Annotated in this window: 14 protein-coding genes; 9 read left to right on the top strand and 5 right to left on the bottom strand. The window is 63.7% G+C overall.

Features of this window, described 5'->3' with window-relative positions; translation table 11 throughout:
• Positions 1 to 2 precede the first annotated feature (2 nt).
• On the bottom strand, positions 3 to 10,949 hold the full coding sequence (locus tag HRH33_RS11775; protein WP_173603447.1) for a non-ribosomal peptide synthetase: 10,947 nt from the start codon (positions 10,947 to 10,949) through the stop codon (positions 3 to 5).
• Positions 10,950 to 11,158: 209 nt separating this feature from the next.
• Here HRH33_RS11775 and HRH33_RS11770 point away from each other — a divergent pair, with 209 nt between their 5' ends.
• Both HRH33_RS11770 and HRH33_RS11765 read left to right on the top strand, forming a co-directional pair.
• On the top strand, positions 11,159 to 11,410 hold the full coding sequence (locus HRH33_RS11770; RefSeq protein WP_034096965.1) for a type II toxin-antitoxin system HicA family toxin: 252 nt from the start codon (positions 11,159 to 11,161) through the stop codon (positions 11,408 to 11,410).
• Positions 11,407 to 11,769: a type II toxin-antitoxin system HicB family antitoxin gene (locus HRH33_RS11765; protein WP_167418647.1), complete on the top strand. Its 363-nt coding sequence runs from the start codon at positions 11,407 to 11,409 to the stop codon at positions 11,767 to 11,769. Before HRH33_RS11770 ends, HRH33_RS11765 begins: the two co-directional genes overlap by 4 nt.
• Positions 11,770 to 11,773: 4 nt before the next feature.
• Here HRH33_RS11765 and HRH33_RS11760 read toward each other — a convergent pair whose 3' ends face one another.
• From HRH33_RS11760 to HRH33_RS11745, 4 genes are all read right to left on the bottom strand, one after another.
• Positions 11,774 to 12,946 carry an MFS transporter gene (locus HRH33_RS11760; RefSeq protein WP_167418646.1) on the bottom strand — a complete coding sequence of 391 codons (1,173 nt, stop codon included), beginning with the start codon at positions 12,944 to 12,946 and terminating at the stop codon, positions 11,774 to 11,776.
• Positions 12,947 to 12,987: 41 nt separating this feature from the next.
• On the bottom strand, positions 12,988 to 14,343 hold the full coding sequence (locus tag HRH33_RS11755) for an MATE family efflux transporter (protein ID WP_167418645.1): 1,356 nt from the start codon (positions 14,341 to 14,343) through the stop codon (positions 12,988 to 12,990).
• 270 nt (positions 14,344 to 14,613) lie between these two features.
• Positions 14,614 to 15,465 (bottom strand): hypothetical protein, encoded by an 852-nt coding sequence (locus HRH33_RS11750; RefSeq protein WP_167418644.1) that lies wholly within the window; start codon positions 15,463 to 15,465, stop codon positions 14,614 to 14,616.
• Positions 15,466 to 15,693: 228 nt separating this feature from the next.
• Positions 15,694 to 16,524, bottom strand: coding sequence for an IclR family transcriptional regulator (locus HRH33_RS11745; protein WP_034137847.1), 831 nt, complete (start codon positions 16,522 to 16,524; stop codon positions 15,694 to 15,696).
• Positions 16,525 to 16,767: 243 nt separating this feature from the next.
• On the opposite strand from HRH33_RS11745, the gene HRH33_RS11740 reads away from it, so the two are divergent.
• The 7 genes from HRH33_RS11740 to HRH33_RS11710 are packed head-to-tail and all read left to right on the top strand — an operon-like array spanning position 16,768 to position 23,204.
• The gene (locus HRH33_RS11740; protein ID WP_034096960.1) at positions 16,768 to 17,796 is read left to right on the top strand and encodes an ABC transporter ATP-binding protein; all 1,029 of its coding nucleotides are present in this window, start codon (positions 16,768 to 16,770) and stop codon (positions 17,794 to 17,796) included.
• Positions 17,793 to 18,638, top strand: coding sequence for an ABC transporter permease (locus HRH33_RS11735; protein ID WP_167418643.1), 846 nt, complete (start codon positions 17,793 to 17,795; stop codon positions 18,636 to 18,638). Before HRH33_RS11740 ends, HRH33_RS11735 begins: the two co-directional genes overlap by 4 nt.
• A gap of 4 nt (positions 18,639 to 18,642) precedes the next feature.
• Positions 18,643 to 19,437, top strand: a complete 795-nt coding sequence (locus HRH33_RS11730; protein WP_034137844.1) for an ABC transporter permease — start codon at positions 18,643 to 18,645, stop codon at positions 19,435 to 19,437.
• On the top strand, positions 19,437 to 19,727 hold the full coding sequence (locus tag HRH33_RS11725; protein WP_034096957.1) for a (2Fe-2S)-binding protein: 291 nt from the start codon (positions 19,437 to 19,439) through the stop codon (positions 19,725 to 19,727). The genes HRH33_RS11730 and HRH33_RS11725 overlap by 1 nt, the downstream gene beginning before the upstream one ends.
• A complete protein-coding gene (locus HRH33_RS11720) occupies positions 19,724 to 21,067 on the top strand; it encodes an FAD/NAD(P)-dependent oxidoreductase (protein WP_167418642.1) in 1,344 nt (447 codons plus the stop codon). Before HRH33_RS11725 ends, HRH33_RS11720 begins: the two co-directional genes overlap by 4 nt.
• Entirely contained in the window at positions 21,064 to 22,161 is a 1,098-nt protein-coding gene (locus HRH33_RS11715) for an NAD(P)/FAD-dependent oxidoreductase (protein WP_167418641.1), read from the top strand. The genes HRH33_RS11720 and HRH33_RS11715 overlap by 4 nt, the downstream gene beginning before the upstream one ends.
• A gap of 11 nt (positions 22,162 to 22,172) precedes the next feature.
• Positions 22,173 to 23,204 (top strand): ABC transporter substrate-binding protein, encoded by a 1,032-nt coding sequence (locus tag HRH33_RS11710; RefSeq protein ID WP_167418640.1) that lies wholly within the window; start codon positions 22,173 to 22,175, stop codon positions 23,202 to 23,204.
• Positions 23,205 to 23,278: the final 74 nt, after the last annotated feature.

Below are 23,278 nucleotides of genomic sequence, written 5' to 3'. Positions count from 1 at the left end.
CTTCAAATCGCCTCTAGTTCGCTCAAAAAGTCACGAAGATCATCAAAGTCTTCCGCGCTGCCGGCACGGAAGGTGGCTGCGGCCTGCACATAGGCGCGCAGGGTTTCGGTCTGGAACACTTCCACCAGCGGCACGTCCAGACCCAGTTCGGCCTGGACCCGCGAGGTGATCTGGATCGCCAGCAGCGAATGCCCACCGACCTCAAAGAAGTTGTCGTTCAGGCCCACCTGGGGCAGGTGCAACACCTCGGCCCAGATCGCGGCGATTTGCTGCTCCAGTTCGGTTTCGGGCGCCACGTAGGTCTGCTGCAGCAGGCTCGCGTCCGGCGCCGGCAGGCCCTTGCGGTCGAGCTTGCCGTTGGGGGTCAGCGGCATCTGCGCCAGGAACATAAAGTGCGTAGGCACCATGTAGTCCGGCAGGCGGGTTTTCAGGGCACGGCGCAGGTCGTCGCGCAGCGCGCCGTGGTCGGTGGCGCGGGCCGGCACCACGTAGGCCACCAGTTGCTTACCGGACGGGCCGTCGTGGGCCACCACCACGGTTTCGCCGACGTTGTCCTGTTCGCGCAGACGCGCTTCGATCTCGCCCAGTTCGATACGGAAACCACGGATTTTCACCTGATGGTCCACACGCCCGAGATAATCCACCACTCCATCCCCACGCCCGCGGGTCAGGTCGCCGCTGCGGTACACGCGGCTGCCGGGTTTGCCGAACGGGTCCGGCACAAAGCGTTCGGCGGTCAGTGCCGGGCGCTCCAGATAACCCCGCGCCACGCCCTCGCCGCCCAGGTACAACTCGCCAGCCACGCCGATGGGTTGCAAGTTGAGCTGCGCGTCCAGTACGTAGCCGCTGCGGTTGCCCAGCAAGGTGCCGATGGGCGCGTACACCGCGCCGCAAGGGTCGCCGCGCCGCGCTTTCCACAGCAAGGGCGTGACCACGGTTTCGGTCGGGCCATAGCCATTGAACAGGTAGGTCGGCTTCAGCGCGCGCCAGGCCAGGTCGTAACTGGCCTGGGCCACCGCATCGCCGCCAAAGCAGTACACGCGCACATTCGGCGGGTTGCCGTCGCGCTCGGCATGCTCGGCCAGTTGTTGCAGGTACACCGGCGGGAACACCGCCATGGTCACGTGGTGACGGTGCATCTGTTCGTAGGTGTACTCGGGCAGCCACAGGCTGTCGTCGCGGATGAGCACGCTGGCGCCGTTGATCAGCGGGTGCATCCAGCCTTCGTGGGAACCGTCGAAGGCGAACGACATAAAGTGCAGTTCGCAGTCGGTCGGGCCGGTTTCGTAACGTTCGCCAGTGGCGATGATATGCGCCACCAACGGGCCGTGGGCCACCGCCACGCCTTTGGGCATGCCGGTGGAGCCGGAGGTGTAGATCACGTAGGCCAGGTTGGCGCCGTCCAGTGCGACATTGGGGGCGGTGTCGCGGTGGTCGGCCCAGGTGTCGGTATGGTCGATGGCCAGTGTTTGCAGGCCCTCGCTCATCGGCAGTTGCGGCAACGCGCTGCTGTGGGTGAGCAACAGTTGCGCTCGACTGTCCTCCAACATGTACAACAAGCGATCACGCGGATATTCGATATCCAGCGGCACATACACGCCGCCAGCCTTCATGACTGCCAGGAACGCCACCATGATCTCGGCACTGCGCGGCATGGCGATAGCCACCCGCACTTCCGCGCCAACCCCACGGGCAATCAACGCATGGGCCAGGCGGTTGGCCTGGCGGTCCAGCTCGCCGTAGGTCAGGGTTTGGGTGTCGAATTTCACCGCCACGGCATCGGGGGTTTCCCTGGCGCGGTCGGCGAACAATTCGTGCACCAGGCGCTGGGCCGAGAAGCCGGCATCGCTGCGGTCCCACAGGTGCAGAATGTGTTGTTGTTCCGCGTCATCCAGCAATTTCAACTGGCCGATGCTCTGCTGCGGGTCGGCCACCATTGCCTGCAACAGGTTGTGCCAGTGGCGGCCCATGCGCTCGATGGTGGCGGCGGTAAACAGGTCGGTGGCGTAGCTCAACGAAGCGTTGAGCCGCTCCTGGGACTCCTCGATATCCAACACCAGATCGAAATGCGCATTGGTGTCGTCCCACGTCACCGGGGTCATGTCCAAATGCGCCAGACGCTGCAGGTGCTGGCCGGACTGGCTGATATGGTGGTTGAACGCCACCTGGAACAATGGGCTCAAGCTCAGGCTGCGCTCGGGCTGGAGGGCCTCGACCAATTGCTCGAAGGGCAGGTCCTGATGGGCCTGGGCTTCCAGGGCCCGCTCTTTCACCTGGGCCAACAATTGGCGCACGCTGACGTGACCATCGATCTCGGCCTTGAGTACCTGGGTATTGACGAAGAAGCCAACCAGACGCTCGGTTTCCACACGGTTGCGGTTGGCAATCGGCACGCCAACGCGAATGTCCTGTTGGCCGCTGTAGCGGTGCAGCAGCGCCTGATAAGACGCCAGCAACAGCATAAACAGGGTCACCCCTTCACGCTGAGCCAGGGCCCTAAGGTCGTCGAGCAACGAGCTCGACAGGTCAATGGACAAACGCGCGCCACGATGGCTTGGTACCGCCGGGCGCTGATAATCGAACGGCAGCTCCAGCACCGGTTGCTCACCGCCCAGCAGCTCGCGCCAGTAGCTCAGCTGACGCGCCTTCTCGCCCGCCTCCATCCACTGGCGTTGCCACACCGCGTAATCGGCATATTGAATCGGCAGCGCCGGCAATTGCAGGCGCTGGCCCTGACTGCAAGCGCCATAGAGCTGCACCAGCTCGTCGACCATCACCTGCATCGACCAGCCATCGGAAATGATGTGGTGCTGTACCAGCACCAGCACATGCTCATCTTCGGCCAGGCGTAGCAGGTTGACCCGCATCAGCGGCCCCGCACGCAGGTCGAAAGGTTGCGCGATACAGGCTTGCAGTGTGGCTTCAAGGTGCGCTTCATCGGTGTCGAGCACGGCCATGGCAAGGTGTACCTGCGGGCTGATCACCTGCACAGTGCGCTCGGCTTCCTGAAGCAGATGGGTGCGCAGGCTTTCGTGGCGAGTGACCAGGGCATCCAGGGCCTGTTGCAGCGCATCGACATTCAACGACCCCCGCAGACGCAATGCACTGGGCATGTGATACGCCGCACTGGCCGGGTCCAGTTGCCACAGAAACCATTGGCGCTCCTGGGCATAGGACAGTGCCAGCGGCTGCTCGCGCGACACGCTGACCATCGGCGGCGCGGTGTCGGCGTGCACGTCCGCGCACGCCGCGGCAAACGCTTGCAGCGTCGGCTGTTCGAACAAGGCGCGCAACGGGACTTCCCGCTTGAGGTCGTGGCGCACCCGAGAGATCACCTGGGTGGCCAGCAAGGAGTGGCCGCCGCGTTCGAAAAAGTGGTCATCCAGCCCCACCGACTCGACCTGCAACACCGCCTGCCAGATGGCCGCCAGTTGCTGTTGCAGCGGGGTTTGCGCGGCACGGTAGGCCTGGGGCGATTGGCTCAGGTCCGGGGCCGGCAGTGCGCGGCGGTCGAGTTTGCCGCTGGGGTTCAAGGGCAGCGCATCGAGCACCACCCAGTGCGCGGGCACCATGTAGTCCGGCAGGGAGCGCTGCAAGGTCGCCGCCAGGGCCCGGGTATTCAGCGGCTGCTCCAGGGCCGGTACGACGTAGGCCACCAGTTGCGCACCGGTCGCGCTCGGCTGGGCGATCACGGCCGCCTCACGTACCTGGGGCAAGCCTTGCAGATGGGCTTCGATCTCGCCCATTTCGATACGGAAACCACGCACTTTGACTTGATGGTCGATACGCCCCACATACTCCAGGGCGCCCGCCGCGTTGTAGCGGGCCAGGTCGCCACTGCGGTAGAGCCGCGCACCCGGCGTGCTGGAAAACGGGTCGGGCAGGAAGCGTTCAGCGGTCAACGCCGCGCGGTCGAAGTACCCCTGGGCCAGGCCGACTTCGGCGCCGATGCACAGTTCGCCGACGCCTTCGCTGTCCAGCAGGTCGAAGGCACTGTCGAGCACATACAGCCCACGGCCTTCGATGGCGCGGCCAATCGGTACGCCAAACGCTTCGCTGGCATCCGCCAGTTGGCAGGTGTGCACGCTGGACACCACGGTGGCCTCGGTCGGTCCGTAGGTGTTGACCAGGCGCACAGCGCCCAGCCCAGCGGCGTGCCAGGCGCGCAGCCCTTCCACCGACATTGCCTCGCCCCCCACATGCACCTGGCGCAGGTTGCCCAGCGTACGGCCATCGACGGCGCACTCCTTGGCCAGCAGGTACCAGTAGGCCGCTGGCAGGTCGGCCAGGGTCACGCCCTGCTCGACAATTTCCCGCGCCAGTTGCCCGGCGTCCCACAACTCGTCACCGCGCATGATCAGCGCCGCGCCCATGCACAGCGGTGGGTAACACTGCTCGACAAAGCCGTCGAAGCTGAACGTGGCGAACTGCAGCACACGGTCATCGCTACGCAACTGGCTATAGCGGGCGGCGCTGTCGCAGAACTGGCCGAGAGCGGCATGGTCGATGGCCACGCCCTTGGGCTGGCCGGTGGAACCTGAGGTGTAGATCACGTAGGCCAGGTCGGCAGCGGCGGCATGGTTGGGCGGATTGAGCGCCGAGTAGCCCGCCAGCTCCGCCCCCTCGGCACTGACGTCCAAGCGGGTCAGGCCCTCGGGCAACGGCAGGTCGGCAAGCAGCCCGGTTTCGCTGAGCAGCAGGTTCAAGCGACTGTCGGCCAGCATGTAGGCCAAGCGCTCGGCGGGGTATTTGGGGTCCAGCGGCACATAGGCCGCGCCACTCTTGAGCACGGCCAACAGGCTGACGATCAACTGCGGACCACGGCGACACGCCAGGCCCACGCGCTGGCCGGGAGCAACGCCAAGCTCCAGCAGACGATGAGCCAGACGGTTGGCTCGCGCGTTGAGCTGTGCGTAGCTCAACTGTTCGTTAGCCGCCTGCACGGCCAATGCGTCGGGGGTGCTGGCAGCCTGGGCGGCGATGCGTTCATGCACGCGCGCGCGGCTCTGGGCGGCGGCAGCTGATTGACTGCGGGCGAGCAGTTCGCGCCGGGTGTCGGGCGCCAGCAGCTGCAGGCTGCCCAACGGCGCCTGGGCATCGACGAGCAGTTGCACCAGCAGATGCCGCAGGTTGGCGCCCAGTCGGCCGACCTGCTCGGCACTCAAACGTGCTCGGTCGTAGCTGAATTCCAGGCGCAGGCTCGCGCCCAGCTCTATGCCCAGGGTCAGCGGGTAATGGGTGCGTTCGTGGTTGTGCAACGGTCCGAACGTCAGCCCGGCGGGCGCGCCCTGTTTGAGGGCTTCGGCCACCGGGAAGTTTTCGAATACCAGCAAGGTATCGAACAGCGCGCCCTGTTGGCCGGCCCAGCCTTGAATGTCATAGAGCGGCACGTGTTCGTGATCGCGCAGGCTCAGGTTGAGGGTTTGCAACGCGCTGAGCCAATCGGCGGCCGACTGCGAAGGCGACGCCGCGGTGACGATGGGCAAGGTATTGATAAACAGGCCCAACTGCTGCTCGATCCCCGGCAACGGTGCCGAACGCCCGGCCACCGTGGCACCGAAGGCCACGCAGGCTTGGCCGGTGTAACGCTGCAGCAGCAAGGCCCAGGCGCCTTGCAGCACGGTGTTAAGGGTGACTTTACGTGCGCGGGCGAATTCACCGAGGGCGCGGGTGAAGTCGGCGTCCAGCACCATGGGGTAATCGGCCATGCCGGTGCCGTTGGCGGGCACACGCAGCGCATCGGCCAGCAGAGTCGGCGCCTCAAGAGGTGCCAAGGCCGCTTTCCAGAACGCTTCGCCGCTGGGTTGTTGCTGCAACCAGCCGAGGTAATCGCGGAACTGCCCCGCCGGCGCAGGGACGGCATGGCCGGCGTAGTGAGCGATCACTTCGGCAAGCAATTGGGCGTTACTCCAGCCATCCATCAGGATGTGGTGACTGGTGAATATCAGGTGCCACCCGTGGCCGGCGCCGCGTACCAGCATCAGGCGAAACAGCGGCGCCGCGTCGAGGGCAAAGCCCTTGTCGCGCTCGGCTTCGGCCAGTGCATCCAGATCGGCGCCCGTGTCTTCGATCACCTGCAACTGCAAATCGACATGGCGCCGGATCAGTTGATGGGCGCTGTGCAGGCCCAACCAATGAAAGCTGCTGCGCAGGATGTCATGGCGGTCCAGGGCGGCCTGCCAGGCACGTCCGAACGCCAGCAGGTCCAGGCCTTCGATATCCAGGCGCAGTTGGTTGATATAGGCCTGGGCCTCGGGTTCGTACAAGCTGTGGAACAGCATGCCCTGCTGCATCGGCGACAGCGGGTAGAGATCGGCAATCTGCGGCCCTGCCACAGGCAACCCGTCCAATTGCGCCTGGCTCAGGCGCGCCAGGGGGAAATCCGACGGCGTGACCTGCCCCGCCGGTGTGGCACAGCACAGCTCGATCACGGCCTTGAGCTCGGCGGCATAGTCGTCCGCCAGACCCTGGACGGTCGCCACGTCGAACATCTCGCTGCTGAAGCCCCAACGCAACGCCAGCTCGCCACCGTACACCTGCCCTTCCACTGTCAGCCAATTGGCCAACGGCGCCTCGGAGTCCTGGGCCTGGCCGCTGCCCCGTGGCGAAGGGACGAATAGCGCCGCCTCGTCGAACTGGCGGTCGAATTGGCCCAGGTAGTTGAAGGTAATGCGCGGCGCGGCCTGGCTCGCCAGGCTTGCACGCGCGTCCGGGGTGCCGAGGTAGCGCAGCAGGCCATAGCCGATGCCTTTGTGCGGCACGGCGCGCAGCTGTTCCTTGACCGCCTTGATCGCGCTCGACAACTCGCCGCCGGCCTGCAAGCGCAGCGGGAACAGGCTGGTGAACCAACCGACGGTGCGGCTCAGGTCGAGGCTGTCGAACAGGTCTTCCCGGCCATGGCCTTCCAGTTGGATCAACGCCGCAGGTTGCTGGCTCCAACGGCTGATGACGCGCGCCAGGGCGGTCAGCAGCAGGTCGTTGACCTGGGTGCGATAAGCCGCTGGAGCATCCTGCAAGAGCTGGCGGGTGTGCTCGGCGTCGAGGCGGATTTCAAGGGTGCGGCCCAGGCGGTTTTGCAGGCCGCCGTGAGGGTTGTCGCAGGGCAGCTCCGTCGCCATGGACTGCGCCCGCCAGTACGGCAGTTGCGCATCAAGGGTCAGTGCATGGGCCTGCAACTGCTGCGCCCATTGTTGGTAGGCGCTGGTTTTGGCTGGCAATGCGGCGTGGCGATAAGCCTGTTGCAGATCGTCCAGCAGCACGCGCCAGGACACGCCGTCGACCACCAGGTGATGGATTACCAGCAGCAACTGCTGCGTGCCATCGGTCATTGTCAACAGCACGGCGCGCAGCAACGGGCCGCGTGCCAGGTCCAGGCTGCGCTGGGCCTCATCGCACAGTGCGGCCAGCTCGTTATCGTCGGCGACCTGGGTTTGCCACAATGCCGCCTCAGTGATCGGCGCGGCGTGCTGTTGCTGCCATTGGCCGTCCCGCTCGACGAAGCGCAGGCGCAGGGCATCGTGGTGGTTGATCAACCGGGTCAGGGCCGCTTCCAGGCGTGCCGGTACCAAGGCTTCGCGCGGGGTCAGCAGCAGCGATTGGTTCCAGTGCTGACGCGCCGGGATCGCCTGCTCGAAGAAGCTGGCCTGCACCGGGGTCAGGATCACGTCGCCGCTGACAGGGCCTTGGTCGATCACCGCCAGTTGCTCAAAGCTCGCGATCTGCGCCAGGCCGCGCACGCTCTGGTACTGGAACAGGTCCCGCGGGCTGAGGCGGATACCGGCCTGACGCGCGCGGCTGACCACCTGAATGGAGATGATCGAATCGCCGCCCAGTTCGAAAAAGTTGTCGTCCAGGCCGACCTGGGATACGCCAAGCACATCACTCCAGATCGCCGCCAGCGCCTGTTGCATGGGATTCTGCGGGGCGCTGTAAGCCTGCTGTGGCGCGGCGTCCGGCAGCGGCAAGGCTTTACGGTCGAGCTTGCCGTTGGCGGTCACCGGCAGTTTGGCCAGGTGCACCCAATGGGTCGGCACCATGTATTCCGGCAGGCTGTTGAGCAGCCAGCCCTTGAGGTCGTCCGGCGCGTCACCCTGCGGCACCAGATAGGCCACCAATTGCTTGCCGCCCTGCACCAGCACCACGGCTTCGCGCACTGACGGGTGCTGCAACAGACGTGTTTCGATTTCCCCCAGCTCGATACGCAGACCCCGTAGCTTGACCTGATGATCGAGGCGTCCGAGGTATTCGATCACCCCATCGGCACGCTGGCGCACACGGTCGCCGGTCCGGTACAGACGCGCCCCCGCGGCGAACGGGCTGGGCACGAAGCGCTCGGCGGTCAGCGCGCCACGCCGATGGTAACTGCGTGCCAGGCCACCGCCGCCCAGGTACAGCTCGCCGGATACCCCGGCGGGCAGCGGGTTGAGCTGGGCGTCGAGCACGTAGGTGCCGAGGTTGGCAATAGGACGGCCGATGGGTACACAGTCGGCGCCTTCGTCGACGCAGGTCCAGTGGGTCACGTCGATGGCGGCTTCGGTCGGGCCGTAAAGGTTGTACAGGCCGGCATTCGGCAGCTTGGCGAACACCTGCTGCTGCGCCTCCAGCGGCAAGGCTTCGCCGCTGCACACGATGCGTTTGAGGCTCGCGCAACCCTGCACGCCCGGCTCGTGGATAAACGCTTGCAGCATCGACGGCACGAAGTGCACGGTGGTGATGGCATGGCGTCCGATGCTCTCGATCAGGCGCGCCGGTTCACGGTGTTCGCCGGGGGCCGCAACCACCAGGCGCGCGCCGGTCATCAGCGGCCAGAAGAACTCCCAGACCGACACGTCAAAGCTGAATGGCGTCTTCTGCAACACCGCGTCGCGCACGCCCAAGCCATAGGCTTGCTGCATCCAGCACAGCCGGTTGACCAACGCGCGATGGCTGTTACCGGCCCCCTTGGGTTTGCCGGTGGAGCCGGAGGTGTAGATCACGTAGGCCAGGTTCAGCGCGTGCACGGTCACTTCGGGCGATGCGCTGCTGTAGCCCTCCAGCCAATCGTCAGGCTGATCGAGGGCAATCGCCCGGATACCCGCAGTGGGCAACGACGGCAGCAGGCTCTGCTGGGTAAGCAGCAGTTGGACGCCGCTGTCTTCAAGCATGTAGGCCAGGCGCTCCCGGGGGTATTCAGGGTCAAGCGGCACATAGGCGCCGCCCGCCTTGAGAATCGCCAGCAGGCCGATGACCATTTCCACCGAACGCTCGGCGCAGATCCCGACCAACCTATCCGGGCCAACGCCCTGCTCGATCAACGCATGGGCCAAACGGTTGGCGCGGGTATCGAGCTGGGCATAGCTCAAGGTGGTATCGCCGAACTGCAAGGCCGGGGCATCCGGGGTGGCGCGTACCTGGTCTTCGATCAGGTGGTGGATGCCGCGCTCAGTGGGATAGGTTTGCGCGGTCTGGTTCCAGGTGTGGGTTACGCGTTGAAGTTCGTCGGCATCCAGCATCGGCAACTCGCCGATACGCTGCTCGCCGTCGCCCACCATGGCGTGCAGCAGGCTGATCCAGTGGCGGGCCATACGCTCGATGGACGGCGCGTCGAACAGGTCGTTGGCGTAGGTCAGCGCGGCGTGCAGGGTGCCGGATTTTTCATAGGTATCCAGGGTCAGGTCGAACTGGGTAGTACGGCCTTGCCACTCCACCAGGGCCAGCTCCAGGCCCGAGGCGGTGCTGACCGAGGCGATATCGGCCACCACCGGCTGGTGGTTGTACATCACCTGGAACAGCGGCGTATGGCTCAGGCTACGTTCGACGTGCAGCGCTTCCACCAGGCGCTCGAAGGGCAATTCCTGATGGGCCTGGGCGCCGAGGGCATGCTCCTTGATGGCTTGCAGCAGTTCGGCGACGCGGGTTTGCCCGGTCAATTCGGTGCGCAGCACCTGAGTGTTGACGAAGAAGCCAATCAGCCCCTCGACTTCCGTGCGGTTGCGGTTGGCGATCGGCACGCCGACGCGGATATCACCCTGGCCGGTATAGCGATGCAGCAGCACGTTGAATGCACCCAACAACAGCATGAACAGAGTGACATTGTGGCGCTGCGCACAACTGCGCAATTGCGCGGCAAGGTCTGCATCAATCGCGAAGTGATGGCGAGTGCCCTGATAGCTGGGCATGGCCGGGCGCGGACGGTCGGTGGGCAGCTCCAGCACTGGGTGCTCATCCCCCAGGCGCGCCTGCCAGTAATCCAGTTGCCGCGCCTGCTCCCCCGCTTCCAGCCAGCGGCGCTGCCACAGGGCGTAGTCGCTGTATTGGATCGGCAGCGGCGGCAGTCGGGGTGTTTCGTTGCGTTCGTAGGCGTCGTAGCTGCGGATGAATTCGTCGATCAGCACGTTCATCGACCAACCGTCGGAGACGATATGGTGCAGGGTCAGCAGCAGCACATGCTCCTGTTCGGCGAGTTTGAGCAGTTGCACGCGCAGCAGCGGACCGTGTTCCAGATCGAACGGCAACAGCGACTGGCGCACCGCCGCGTCGCTCACCGCTTGCTCCCGTTCGGCCAGCGGCAGGTCGCTCAGGTCGAGCGGCTCCACCGCCACCGATGGCTCAATGGCCACCTGGGACAAGCGTTCATCAGCCTGGCGCTGAAACACCGTGCGCAGGGTTTCGTGGCGCTCGACCAGACTGGCGAACGCCTGCTCCATAGCCCGCAAGCTCAGCGTGCCTTTGAGCCGCACCGCGCCCGGCAAGTTATAGGCGCCACTGGCCGGGTCCAATTGCCAAAGAAACCACATGCGCTGCTGCGCATAGGACAACGCCTGGCGATCCTCCGCCTGCACCCCAGCCGGAATCGGAAACCGCGAAAACTCCACGCCTTCTGTCTGTAAGGCCTGCAAGAACCGCTGGCGTTTTTCCAGGGGCAACCCGATAAACCGGCGAGCAAGTTTCAAGGAGTCTTCAGCATTCATTTCTTGGGATCCGGAGCAATAGGCAGGAAGCACAAAGGCACGTCGTCCCTATAAAACGAATCGCGAAAGGAAAAATTAGCGAGGGGATGCAGGCGCGAAACCGAGCGTCATCAAGGGTTACACCTGTGACGGGAAAGCTGCACGTAACCGAGCTAGCATTGACGCAAACCACTCTCTGCAACTACATTTAGTTACACGCAAGGAACGCCGTGTCCAAAAATGAAAAGCTGCTGGCCAAACTGCTCAATGAGCAAATGGCATTTACATGGCCCGAACTCGTCACGCTGCTGCGTCGCCTGGGCTACACACAGATCGAAGGGGCTGGAAGCCGCGTCAAGTTCGACAGTGGCGACCCCACTGCCATGATCACGCTGCACAAGCCTCACCCTGGCAACGAACTGAAGCACTACATTCGACGCCAGATCATCGAACAATTGAAATCAGGAGAACTGATTCAGTGAACAACCAACTCAAATACAAAGGCTACATCGGCTCTATCGAGGCCAGCCTTGAAGACAACTGCCTGTTCGGCAAGATCCTGTTCATCAAGGCACTGATCAGCTACGAAGGAAAAACCGTCGCTGATTTGGATGCCGCTTTTCAGGCGGCCGTGGACGACTATCTCGTGACGTGCCAGAACCTTGGTCAAACCCCGGAAAAGCCCTGCAAGGGCTCTTTCAATGTGCGGGTTGGGCATGACCTGCATTTGGCTGCGGCGCTGGCGGCGACCCGCAAGAAAGTCACGCTCAATGACCTGACGCGTCAGGCGCTGAATGAGTTCCTGCAACATCACTTCGCAGAACTTCACCCCAGCGCATAGCAAACTACCCCAACCGCCGATACCCCAGTAATGCCGCCCCCAGCACCACGCCTCCCGCGGCCAGCGCCACCCAGAACCCGCTGGCGGCACCGAAGTGGTCGATCATCCAGCCGGAACTCGCGGCGCCAATGGCTACCCCGATGCTCAGGCCGGTGATCAGCCAGGTCATGCCTTCGGTCAGGCGGCTGGGCGGGACGAGGCGTTCCACCAGGGCCATGGAGACGATCAGCGTTGGCGCGAAAAACAGCCCGGAGATAAAAATCGCCACGGCCAGGCCGGGGATATTGCTTACCCACAGCAACGGCACGGTGGTCAGCGCCGTCGCCGCCCCGCAAGCGAGGAACTGCCGAGGCAAGGACGCCTTGAACTTGAGCGCGCCGAAGGCCAGCCCGGCCAGGCACGAGCCGATGGCGTACACCGACAGCACAATGCTCGCCGCCGCCGGTTGGCCCTGCTGCTGGGCGAACGCCACGCTGACCACATCCACCACGCCGACGATCACGCCCATGGCCAGCAGCAGGATCATCAGGATCAGCACCGAGGGCGACGCGATCAGCCAGCGGCCATGATGATCCTGATGCGCATGCACCGGCGGTTCGGTCTCGCGCTGCAACACGAAGGTGGTGACACCTACGGCCAGCAGCAGCGCCGCCGCTAACGGCCCGGCCTCGGGAAACACTACGACGCTCAGCCCGACCGAAATCGGCGGGCCGATGATAAAGCACACCTCATCGAGCACCGACTCCAGGGCAAACGCCGTGCGCAATCGGGGTTGGCCGCGATACACCTCGGTCCAGCGTGCTCGCACCATGGCTGACATGTTCGGCATGCAGCCGCACAGCGCGGCAAATACAAACAGCGTCCAGGTCGGCGCCTGCAGGCGCGTGCATAACAACAACAGTAATAACGCGCCGCCGCCAATCAACGCGGCGATCGGTAGCACTCGGCCCTGCCCGTAGCGATCCACCAGGCGCGAGACCTGGGGCGCACAGAACGCCGTGGCCAGGGCAAACACCGCCGCCACCGAGCCCGCCAGGCCATAGCCACCCTGCACTTGCGAGAGCATGGTGATCAGGCCGATACCGGTCATCGACACCGGCATGCGCGCAAGCATGCCCGCCAGCACAAAGGCGCGGGCGCCGGGAACCTGGAATAAATCCGCGTAAGGGTTTGCCATGACTCAGACGCCTTCTGTGCTGAATGTGCGCATTTTTTCCATCACACCAACCGTTTGATCTGCTTATGCCGCCATACCAACCGGTAATACGCGGTCTGCAGCCCGAGCATCGCCAGGTAGGTGACCGGGAAGGCCATCCACACCCCTTCCAGACCGAAATGCGCATTGAACAGGTAGGCCATCGGCAACTCGACGCACAGCACGCAGAAAATCGAAATCGCTACCGGCATCAGCACCACGCCACTGGCGCGCATGATGCCCCCCACCACAGCCTGAAAGCCGAACACCAGGATGCTCCACAACATGATATGCAACAGGTGTTCAGCGTTGACCCGCGCCTGCGCCTCAGTGATGAACAGCCCCAGCAACCAGTTCGACAGTGCATAGCCGAGCACAATCAGACCGCCGGTCAGGCAGGTGTTGATCAGCAGGCCGGTGCGCAGGATCGGGCCGATGCGCTCCAGGCGCCCGGCGCCGATTGCCTGGGCGCCGAGTATCGAGGCCGTGATGGCTATCGACAAGGCCGGGAACTGCACGTAGTTGACGATCTGCGTCACCGCGCCATAAGCCGCAGTGGCTTGGGAGCCGTGGCCGTTGACCAGCGCCAGGATGACCAATTCCGACAGCGACAACACCACCATTTGCAGGCCGGTGGGCAAGCCGATACGCAGCACTTTGCCGAGAATCGCGCGGTCCAGGCGTAAAGCCGCAAGTAACTCGCGATCCGGCGCCATCACATGCTGTTTGCGGCGCAGGCGCAGGATCAAAAACAGCATCGCCGCCCCGTTGCCCACCAGACCGGCGTACACCGCGCTCTGGATGCCCAAGGGCGGCAGGCCGACCCAGCCGCCAATCAACGCGGGAGTCAGCAGCAGGCCCACCAGGGTCGAGACCATCAGCGCCAGCAAGGGTGAAATGGTGTCACTGACGCCGCGCAACAGTTGGGTGTAGAGGATGAACACCAGCAGCAACGGCATGATCAGCATCATCATCCGCGCATAGCCGACCGCATCGTCGAGCACATCCAGCGGCGTGCCAAGGGCCTGTAACGCCGAGCGCGCAAACAGACTGCCCAGCACCGCCGCACTCACGCCCACCAGCGCGCCCAGGGCCAGCGTAGCGCCGGTGATGGACTTGACCATCGCGGTTTCCTGAGCACCCCACGCCTGGCCGATCAACACCGACGCGCCCGCCCCCAGGCCGATCACCAGGGCGATGAAAAAAAACACCACCGGGAACATCCCCGACACCGCTGCCAGGGCCTGGGTGCCGAGCATTTGCCCGACATAGATGCCATTGAGGGTGCCGGACAAACTTTGCAGGAAGTTGGACAGCACCATCGGTGCGAGAAAGATCAGGTAGACCTGCCACAGCGGACGTTGCAAAGGGCTTTGCATGAAAAAACCGGGCCTCGGAGAGCTAGAGCGTCCGAGGGTTATACCGTAATTGGATCCTATCTTCCCGTGCTTTATCCGGTCACGGCCCATGAAGGTCCTGATGGGTCGAGTGGGGTCATCGCTGAGCGTCCTGCAATTGGCCAAATACGATTAATGGTGCGGCCTACATCGTAGGCAGCACCTTGATTGTCATATTCGATCCAGTAACGATTGATGACCTGTCTGCTTTAAATCACTTGGTCGACATTCTGCATCTTCAGGCGCATCTCGTTACTTGGACAGACGCTCAACGGTGTCGCGCCCTATGATTGTGTCGGGTTTATCACTTTCGTCCATAGAGTCCATTTGTCGATTGAACGAAGGACGACTGATGATTTCTAGGGCCAACAAAGTCAGCCGATCAGTGACCGGATCCCCCGTCAGAGGCTTTCTTGCAACGTCGCGAATCGATTCCTGAGTTATTTTGTTGTTTTCGTTAGGCTTGAAATAATCAAAATTATTACCCAACTCCAAGGCCAGATCTGAGTCTTTGGCATTCTTAAAATTAGAAGCGACCTCAGCATTCTGTGGGCTCATGCCGTTCTCCATTGGAGAATAATTACGGGCCCAGCTGTCGCCATACCCACTCTCGATACGCTGACGCTGCATGCAGTCGTTAGGCATCTCCAATCCCTCGGGCATTCCGCGCATGCTGGAGAAAACATCTTCCGCGTCATACAGAGCCATAGCCTCGAACACGTCTGTCGGAAAGATACGATCACTCTGCCAGCCGCGATTGATGGCGCCATCGTGCTTGCTGTCCAACCGGACATTTTGGGTGATCTCCCGGGCGAGCATTGTCATCCGATCGTGAAAGAAATCGCCGCTCATTGGACGCTCGCCAGTGCGCGCAAGTGCGTCACGCGAAACGAAACGCGATCCTGGCTCTGCGAAACGAGATTCTGGCTCTGCGAAATAGCCGAAGTTGTTTGCAAACTCTCCCAAAATACGCGACGGAGTCATGCCTCCATTGTTATAGGCAGACTGACCTGCACCAAGCAATTGGCCATTGCTAACGGGCATTGGGTTGTAGGTAAATTCATTGTTAAAGAAATTTCGCGCAGGCGGACAAAACACGTTCATAGTCGTTCCTCGTTAATAGAGTCTTTCACTATTAACCCAGGCAAACCCTACACTGGGTCAACGCCGCATGTGTGGCGGCCTATAACTCAACAGTTCCAGCGATCCGTCGTGAAAGGACTATCGACTGCACGAACAGTAGGTTTTCCTACTCAGACCAAAGCCAAGACCGCAGTGAGAAATACCTCTACGACAGAGTAGGGATAGCCTTCCGTCCAAGCATCGCCAGGCTCAATCGCCAAACGTCTTCGACGGCCTACGCAACGTCGGATCAAAGGGATTGAGCCTCGGCCCGATGGCGGCGGCTTCGCGCTTGAGCAACTCCACCACCATCGGCAAGCGGCTCGGCCCCAAGCGATCACTGATGGTCGCCACACTCAACGCAGCCACCGCGTGCCCCTCGCGATTGAGGATCGGTACCGCCAGGCCCGCCATGCCTTCCAGCACCCCGGTATTGCGCGCCGCATAGCCCAGGGTGCGCACGTTCTCCACTTCCGACCGCAGCAGCACTTCGTCGTAGAGGTGAAAGTCCTTGAGCCGGGGCAGGTTGTAGCGGATCACGGTTTCGCGTTCTTCCTCCGGCAAGTAGGCCAGGATGGCCAGGCTGCCCTGCCCCACACCCAGGGCGACGCGCCCACCGATGTCGCCGGTGAAGGTGCGGATCGGGTACGGACCTTCGCTGCGGTCCAGGCAAATCGCATCGAAGCCGCTGCGCGCCAGCAAAAACAGCGAATCACCCAAGGAGGCGCTCAGGCGCAACAGGCTCGGTCGCACCAGGTCGCGCAGGTTGCCGGTCTTGCCCGCATTGGCCGCCAGGGCGAAGAACTCCAGGCTCAGGCGATAGCGCTTGCTGCGCGCATCCTGCTCCACCATGCCCTCTTCCATCAGGCTGCGTAGCAGGCGGTGGGTGGTGGGTTGCGAAAGGCCGACCTGTTGCGCGAGCTGTGTCACCCGTTCGCCGCCCTCGCAGACTTCGCCCAATGCGCGCAACAACGCAAACACGCGCGACACAGCACCGGCGCCAACTTCCTTGAGATTCTCATTCCGCTCAGTGGAATCCATACCGCATATTCTCGCTATTAATTCTGTTGAATGAATAAAACTGAAAAAAGTAGTTCGTTCAGTGAAATTCCATCTTTCGCGCATCCTAGTCTTCGTCCTAATCTGCGTCCACAGGGGCGAAAACGAACAACACGCGGCAGCCGACTCAAGATCGAGCGCCAACGCACCCGCAGTACGCTTTTCGCATCTGCCCAAAACAAAAAAAGCGCGTTTCGACGCGACTGAAAAAGGTGGAACGCAGACATGGCATTTCTCCAACTCAACGCCTTGAGCAAACGCTACGGCGCCGTCGACGCCGTGGTCGCCACCGACCTGGCCGTGGAAAAAGGCGAGTTCGTTTCCCTGCTCGGCCCTTCGGGCTGCGGCAAGACCACCACCCTGCAAATGATCGCCGGCTTCGTCGAGGTGACCAGCGGCCAGATCCTGCTGGATGGGCGCGACATCACCCACGCCAAGCCCGCCAGCCGTGGCCTGGGCGTGGTGTTCCAGAGCTATGCGCTGTTCCCGCACATGAGCGTGCGCGACAACGTCGCCTTCGGCCTGAAGATGCGCAAAGTGCCCGCCGCCGAGATCGCCAGCAAGGTCAAGACCGTGCTCGATTTGGTGCGCCTGGCTCCCCACGCCGAGCGTTACCCGCGTGAGCTGTCCGGCGGCCAGCGCCAACGCGTGGCCCTGGCGCGCGCCTTGGTGATCGAACCGCCAGTGCTGCTGCTGGATGAGCCGCTGTCCAACCTCGACGCCAACCTGCGCGAAGAGATGCAGTTCGAGATCCGCCGCATCCAGTGCGCGGTAGGCATCACCACGCTGATGGTCACCCATGACCAGGCCGAAGCGCTGTCCATCAGCGACCGCGTGGTGGTGATGGAGGCCGGCCGCGTGACCCAGATCGACGCGCCCTACACCCTCTACGAACACCCGCGCACACGCTTTATTTCTGACTTCGTAGGCAAGGCCAACCTGTTGCCCGGCGATTACGACGCCCTCGGCACGCCGCAAGTGCGGCAGGCAAGCGGCGACGGCGAACTGACCCTCAGCCTGCGCCCGGAGAAAATCCAACTGGTGAATGCCGGCAGCGGCCGCCTGCAAGGCCAGGTGCTCGACCGCTTCTTCTTCGGCAGCCAATGGCTGTACCGCATCCACACTTCGCTGGGTGAAATCACCGTGGTGCGCGCCAACGATGGCAGCGCACCGCTGGGTAACGGCGCAGCGGTGGGTCTTGAGTGGCCGGCCGAGTTGCTGCGGGTGCTGGCTGCCGACGAGGTACGCCCATGAGTCGGGGCTATCTGCTGTCACTGCCGGCGCTGCTGCTGTTTACCGGGCTGCTGATCCTGCCGTTGGGGCTGACCCTGGTGCTGTCGTTCAACGTGTTCGACTACCAAGTGGGGGTGAAGGCCCATGAGTGGACCCTCGCCCATTACCTGGCGCTGTTCAGCGATGCGTATTTCTACGAGATCTTCTGGCGCACGTTCTGGATCAGCGCGTTGGTCACCTTGCTGTGCGTGGTGATCGGCGTGCCGGAGGCCTACATCCTCAGCCGCATGGGTACACCGTGGCGCTCGATCTTTCTGATCCTGATCCTCACCCCGCTGCTGATATCGGTAGTGGTGCGCGCGTTCGGCTGGAGCCTGCTGTTAGGGGCCGATGGCCTGGTCAACCAATTGATTCAACTACTCGGCGGGCGCCCGGTGAAGCTGTTGTACACGCCGTTCGCGGTGATCATCGCGCTGGTGCATGTGATGCTGCCGTTCATGATCATTCCGGTGTGGACCTCGCTGCAAAAGCTCGACCCGTCGGCCGAGCAGGCGGCGCTGTCCCTCGGCGCCAGCCAGGCCACGGTGATGCGCAAGATCGTGTTACCCCAGGTGATGCCGGGGGTGCTGTCCGGCACCCTGATTGTGTTCGGCCTGGCCGCCAGCTCGTTCGCTATTCCCGGCCTGCTCGGCGGACGCCGCCTGAAAATGGTCGCCACCGTGGTGTACGACCAGTACCTCTCGGAACTCAACTGGCCCATGGGCGCGACCATCGCGGTGGTGCTGTTGCTGCTCAACCTGCTGATCATGCTGAACTGGAACCGCCTGCTCGAAAGCCGTTACAAAAAGTCCCTGGGGGTTTAGACACATGTCCAGAAACGGTCCTTTGGCCCTCGGCTTCCATGGCTTGGTGGTGCTGTTCATGATGGCGCCGCTGGTGGTGGTATGCCTGGTGGCGTTTACCCCGGAGAACACCTTGAGTCTGCCGACCCAGGGTTTCTCCCTGCGCTGGTTCCGCGCGGTGTTCGAGCGTGCCGACTTTATCCAGGCGTTCTACAACAGCCTGATCCTGGCGTTCAGCGCCGCGACCCTGGCCACGCTGATCGCAGTGCCGGCGGCGTTGGCGATCAGTCGCTACTCGTTTCCGGGACGCGACTTTTTCAGCGCCTTGTTCCTGTCGCCGATCATCATTCCGCACCTGGTGCTGGGAGTGGCGATGCTGCGCCTGTTCGCCTTGATGGGAGTGAACGGCAGCTTCACTTGGCTGATGCTCGCCCACGTCGTGATCATCACCCCGTACGTGCTGCGCCTGGTGCTGGCGGCGGCCATCGGCATCGACCGCAGCGCCGAGCAGGCCGCCGAATCCTTGGGGGCCGGCCGCTTTACGCTGTTTCGCCAGATCACCCTGCCGATGATCCTGCCCGGCGTGGCCGGCGGCTGGCTGCTGGCGTTTATCAACAGTTTCGATGAAGTGACTTTGTCGATTTTCGTCAGCTCGCCGGCGACCCAAACCCTGCCGGTGCGCATGTACGTGTACGCCACCGAATCCATCGATCCGATGATGGCGGCGGTGTCGGCGCTGGTGATCGCGCTGACGGCAGCGACCATGATTCTGTTGGACCGGGTCTACGGCCTGGACCGCGTACTGGTGGGGAAACATTGATGGGCCTGTTCAAACGCTTGGCCGAAACCGCGCGCCCTGTGGTCGCGTTTACCCTCGACGGTCAGCCGGCCAGCGCCTTGCTCGGCGACACCCTGCTGACCGCCGTGCTGACCTGCAGCGAACACCTGCGCGGCAGCGACTTTAGCGCCGAGCGCCGCGCCGGGTTTTGCCTGATGGGCGCCTGCCAGGATTGCTGGGTGCGGCTGGAGGACGGCCGGCGCGTGCGGGCCTGTTCGACCCTGCTGGAAGAAGGCCAGGCGATCCGCCGCGATCCGGGGCGTACAGCATGAAGCCGGTGGTGATTGTAGGCGCAGGCCCGGCGGGCATCAGCGCGGCGCGCACCCTGCTCGATTACGGCATCCGCGCCTGCCTGGTGGACGAAGGGCTGCGCGGCGGCGGGCAGATTTATCGGCGCCAACCCGAAGGCTTCCAGCGCACCGCCCAGCAGCTCTATGGCTTCGAAGCGGGCAAGGCCCAGGCCGTGCATCGCACCCTGGATGAGCTGGCCCCCTTGATCGACTATCGGCCACGCACCCTGGTGTGGAATGCCGAGGACCAGCGCCTGGACCTACTCACGGATAACCGCGCCGACAGCGTCGAGTATTCGCGGCTGATCGTCGCCACCGGTGCCACCGACCGTATCCTGCCGGTGCCGGGTTGGACCTTGCCCGGTGTCTACAGCCTGGGCGCGGCGCAGATCGCCTTGAAGTACCAAGGCTGCGCCATCGGTGAGCGGGTGGCGCTGTGTGGCAGCGGGCCTTTGTTGTATTTGGTGGCATACCAATACGCCAAGGCCGGCGCGACGGTGGTAGCGGTGCTCGACAGCGCACCGTTCAGCGCCCAGTGCCGCGCGCTGCCGGCCCTGCTCGGGCAACCGGCGACGCTGGCCAAGGGCATGTACTACCGCGCCTGGCTGACGGCCCACGGGGTACCCGTGCATCAGGGCGCGACGCTGGCGCAGATCGACGGTGTGCAACGGGTCAGCGGCATTCGTTGGGGCGCCCACACCCTCGCCTGCGACGCCGTCGCCTTCGCCCATGCCCTGCGCAGCGAAACCCAACTGGCCGATCTGCTCGATTGTGCATTCGCCTGGAACCCTTTGAACCGCGCCTGGCTGCCCACCCGCGACAGCGCCGGACGCAGCAGCGTAAACGGCGTGTACCTGGCAGGTGACGGCGCCGCAATCATGGGTGCGGACGCTGCGCAAATGGCCGGCGAACGCGCGGCGCTGGCGCTACTGGAAGACGCCGGCGTCGCCATCGATCGGCACAGGCCCGCCATGCTGGAACAGCAATTGGCGCGCATCCAGCGCTTTCGCCTGGGCCTGGAGACCGCGTTTCCCTTTCCAGAAAAGTGGGCGGCACAAGCGCCGGACAATCTGACCGTGTGTCGCTGCGAAGAAGTCAGCGCCGGCGATATCCGCGCGGTGGTGGACGACGGTCACTGGGAGATCAACCGGGTCAAGGCCCACTGCCGCGTCGGCATGGGGCGCTGCCAGGGCCGGTTGTGTGGGTTGGCGGCAGCGGAGATTGTCGCTGAGCGCAGCGGCCGCAGCGTGGAGGACGTCGGTCGCCTACGTGGTCAAGCCCCGATCAAGCCGCTGCCGTTTGGCGTGCAGGTGCAGCCATGAGCGACGTGATCGTACTGGGAGGAGGTATTGTTGGTGCTTCGGCGGCGTTGATGCTCGCCCAAAAAGGCCAGCGCGTGACGCTGGTGGAGCGTGACTTTTGCGGCTCCCATTCCAGCGGCGTCAATTACGGCGGCGTGCGCCGCCAGGGTCGGCCCCTGCATCAATTGCCACTGTCGCAGCGCGCCCATCAGTTATGGGGCGAGTTACCGGGTTTGATCGGCATCGACGGCGAATACGTGCGCTGCGGGCATCTGAAATTGGCCCGCAGCGCCGCCGATTTCGCCGCGCTGCACGCCTACGCCGAGCGCACCCGGGAGTTTGATCTGGGCCTGCAACTGCTGGATCGCGCCGAAATGCGCGCGCGTTTTCCGTGGGTGGGCGACGTGGCGGTCGGCGCCTCGCTGTGCCCGGAAGACGGGCATGCCAACCCGCGCTTGGTGTCACCGGCCTTTGCCCGCGCGGCGCAGCGTCACGGTGCGGTCGTGCACGAACAGGCCGAAGTGGTACGCATCGAGCACGATGGCCGCGTGTTCCAAGTGCACTGTGCCAATGGCCTGCACTTGCACGCGCCATGGCTGTTGAACTGTGCCGGTGCCTGGGCCGGCAGCGTGGCCGCACAGTTCGGTGAACCGGTGCCGATCACCTCGGCGCACCCGGCGATGCTGGTGACCGAGCCGCTGCCGGTAGTGATGGACGTGAGCACCGGCGTCGAAGGCGGCGGGATCTATGCGCGCCAGGTGGCGCGAGGCAATTGCATCCTGGGTGGCGGGCGTGGTTTTGCCCTCGGGCCGCGTCAGGCACGCCCCGGGCAAGCGGCAGTGCTGGAGATTCTGCGCAATGCCGCCGAGCTGTACCCGTTTCTTCAGGGCGCCCAGGCGATCCGCACCTGGAGTGGCACCGAAGGTTACCTGCCCGATCATGAACCGGTGATCGGTCCCAGCAGCACCACACCGGGTCTGCTCCACGGTTTCGGCTTTGCCGGCGCCGGGTTCCAGCTCGGCCCTGCTGTCGGTGAAGCCTTGGCAGAGATCGTCTGCTCGGGCGCCAGCCGTCAGCCCATCGAAGCGTTTTCCATCCGTCGATTCCAAGCCTGAGAGGAAAAACCATGAACCCACGTAATGCGCTGTCCTGCTTGACCCTCGCCCTGTTCGCCGCCGGTGCCCATGCCGCGCCGACGCTGTATCTGGGCATGAACGGCGGCACCATGGAACGGGTGTATACCGATAAAGTACTGCCCGCGTTCGAGAAGGCCAACAACGTCAAAGTGGTGATCGTACCCGGCACCTCGTCGGACATTCTCGCCAAGGTCCAGGCCAATAAAAACAACCCGCAGATGCATGTGATGTTCCTCGACGACGGCATCATGTACCGCGCCATTTCCATGGGCCTGTGCGACAAACTCACGCCCAGCCCGACCCTGGAGCAAATCCCGGCCAAGGCGAAAATCAAGGACCAAGCGGTGGCCGTGACCCTGGGCGTCACCGGCCTGGGCTACAACGCCAGGCTGTTCAAGGAAAAAGGCTGGGCCGCCCCGACGTCGTGGATGGACCTGGCCGACCCACGCTTCAAGGACAAAGTGGTGTTCCAGTCCCTGGCCTCCTCCACCTTCGGCCTGCACGGCTTCTTGATGTTCAACCGTTTGCAGGGCGGCGATGAGACCAACGTAGACCCCGGCTTCAAGGCCTGGCCGAAAACCGTCGGCCCTAACGTACTGGAATACATCGCCAGCTCGGCGAAAATCTCCGAGATGGTGCAGACCGACGAAGCCGCGATCTTCCCTCTCACCCCAACCCAGGTCGCCACCCAGAAACTGCTCGGCGTACCGATGGAATATGCGCAACCCAAGGAAGGCGCGGTGGTGCTCAACGTCGCCGAATGCGTAATCGCCCGCAACGACCAGCCGGAGCTGGCGCAGAAACTCGCGGCCTACCTGCTGAGCGCCGAAGCCCAGGCGCCGGCGCTGGAGGAAGGTGACCAGATCCCCTCGAACCCGACCACGCCGACCACCGACAAAACCCGCGCGCGGGTGGAGGCGATGCAGGGTTATTTGCAAACAGCGATTTCGATTGATTGGGACCAGGTGAACCAGGCGCGACCGGAGTGGAACGCGCGGTGGAGTCGGTCGATTGAGCGGTAGAGCGCGGGGCCAGCCCGCTCACCACAGAGTTATTTCAGCCTTTGAAACGTGTGTAGAGATCTATGGCTATTGGG

The sequence above is a fragment of the Pseudomonas rhodesiae genome (genome assembly GCF_013285305.1).
GTDB classification, from domain to species: Bacteria; Pseudomonadota; Gammaproteobacteria; order Pseudomonadales; family Pseudomonadaceae; genus Aquipseudomonas; species Aquipseudomonas rhodesiae.
The sequence above is the reverse complement of the archived record's forward strand: the minus strand, read 5'-3'. Positions and strand labels throughout refer to the sequence as shown.

What these genes read in the sequence shown, in the direction of transcription:
- HRH33_RS11775 (WP_173603447.1), bottom strand. Translation starts at nt 10,949, where the DNA reads ATGAATGCTGAAGACTCCTTGAAACTTGCTCGCCGGTTTATCGGGTTG.
- HRH33_RS11760 (WP_167418646.1), bottom strand. Translation starts at nt 12,946, where the DNA reads ATGGCAAACCCTTACGCGGATTTATTCCAGGTTCCCGGCGCCCGCGCC.
- HRH33_RS11755 (WP_167418645.1), bottom strand. Translation starts at nt 14,343, where the DNA reads ATGCAAAGCCCTTTGCAACGTCCGCTGTGGCAGGTCTACCTGATCTTT.
- HRH33_RS11750 (WP_167418644.1), bottom strand. Translation starts at nt 15,465, where the DNA reads ATGAACGTGTTTTGTCCGCCTGCGCGAAATTTCTTTAACAATGAATTT.
- HRH33_RS11745 (WP_034137847.1), bottom strand. Translation starts at nt 16,524, where the DNA reads ATGGATTCCACTGAGCGGAATGAGAATCTCAAGGAAGTTGGCGCCGGT.
- HRH33_RS11740 (WP_034096960.1), top strand. Translation starts at nt 16,768, where the DNA reads ATGGCATTTCTCCAACTCAACGCCTTGAGCAAACGCTACGGCGCCGTC.
- HRH33_RS11735 (WP_167418643.1), top strand. Translation starts at nt 17,793, where the DNA reads ATGAGTCGGGGCTATCTGCTGTCACTGCCGGCGCTGCTGCTGTTTACC.
- HRH33_RS11730 (WP_034137844.1), top strand. Translation starts at nt 18,643, where the DNA reads ATGTCCAGAAACGGTCCTTTGGCCCTCGGCTTCCATGGCTTGGTGGTG.
- HRH33_RS11725 (WP_034096957.1), top strand. Translation starts at nt 19,437, where the DNA reads ATGGGCCTGTTCAAACGCTTGGCCGAAACCGCGCGCCCTGTGGTCGCG.
- HRH33_RS11720 (WP_167418642.1), top strand. Translation starts at nt 19,724, where the DNA reads ATGAAGCCGGTGGTGATTGTAGGCGCAGGCCCGGCGGGCATCAGCGCG.
- HRH33_RS11715 (WP_167418641.1), top strand. Translation starts at nt 21,064, where the DNA reads ATGAGCGACGTGATCGTACTGGGAGGAGGTATTGTTGGTGCTTCGGCG.
- HRH33_RS11710 (WP_167418640.1), top strand. Translation starts at nt 22,173, where the DNA reads ATGAACCCACGTAATGCGCTGTCCTGCTTGACCCTCGCCCTGTTCGCC.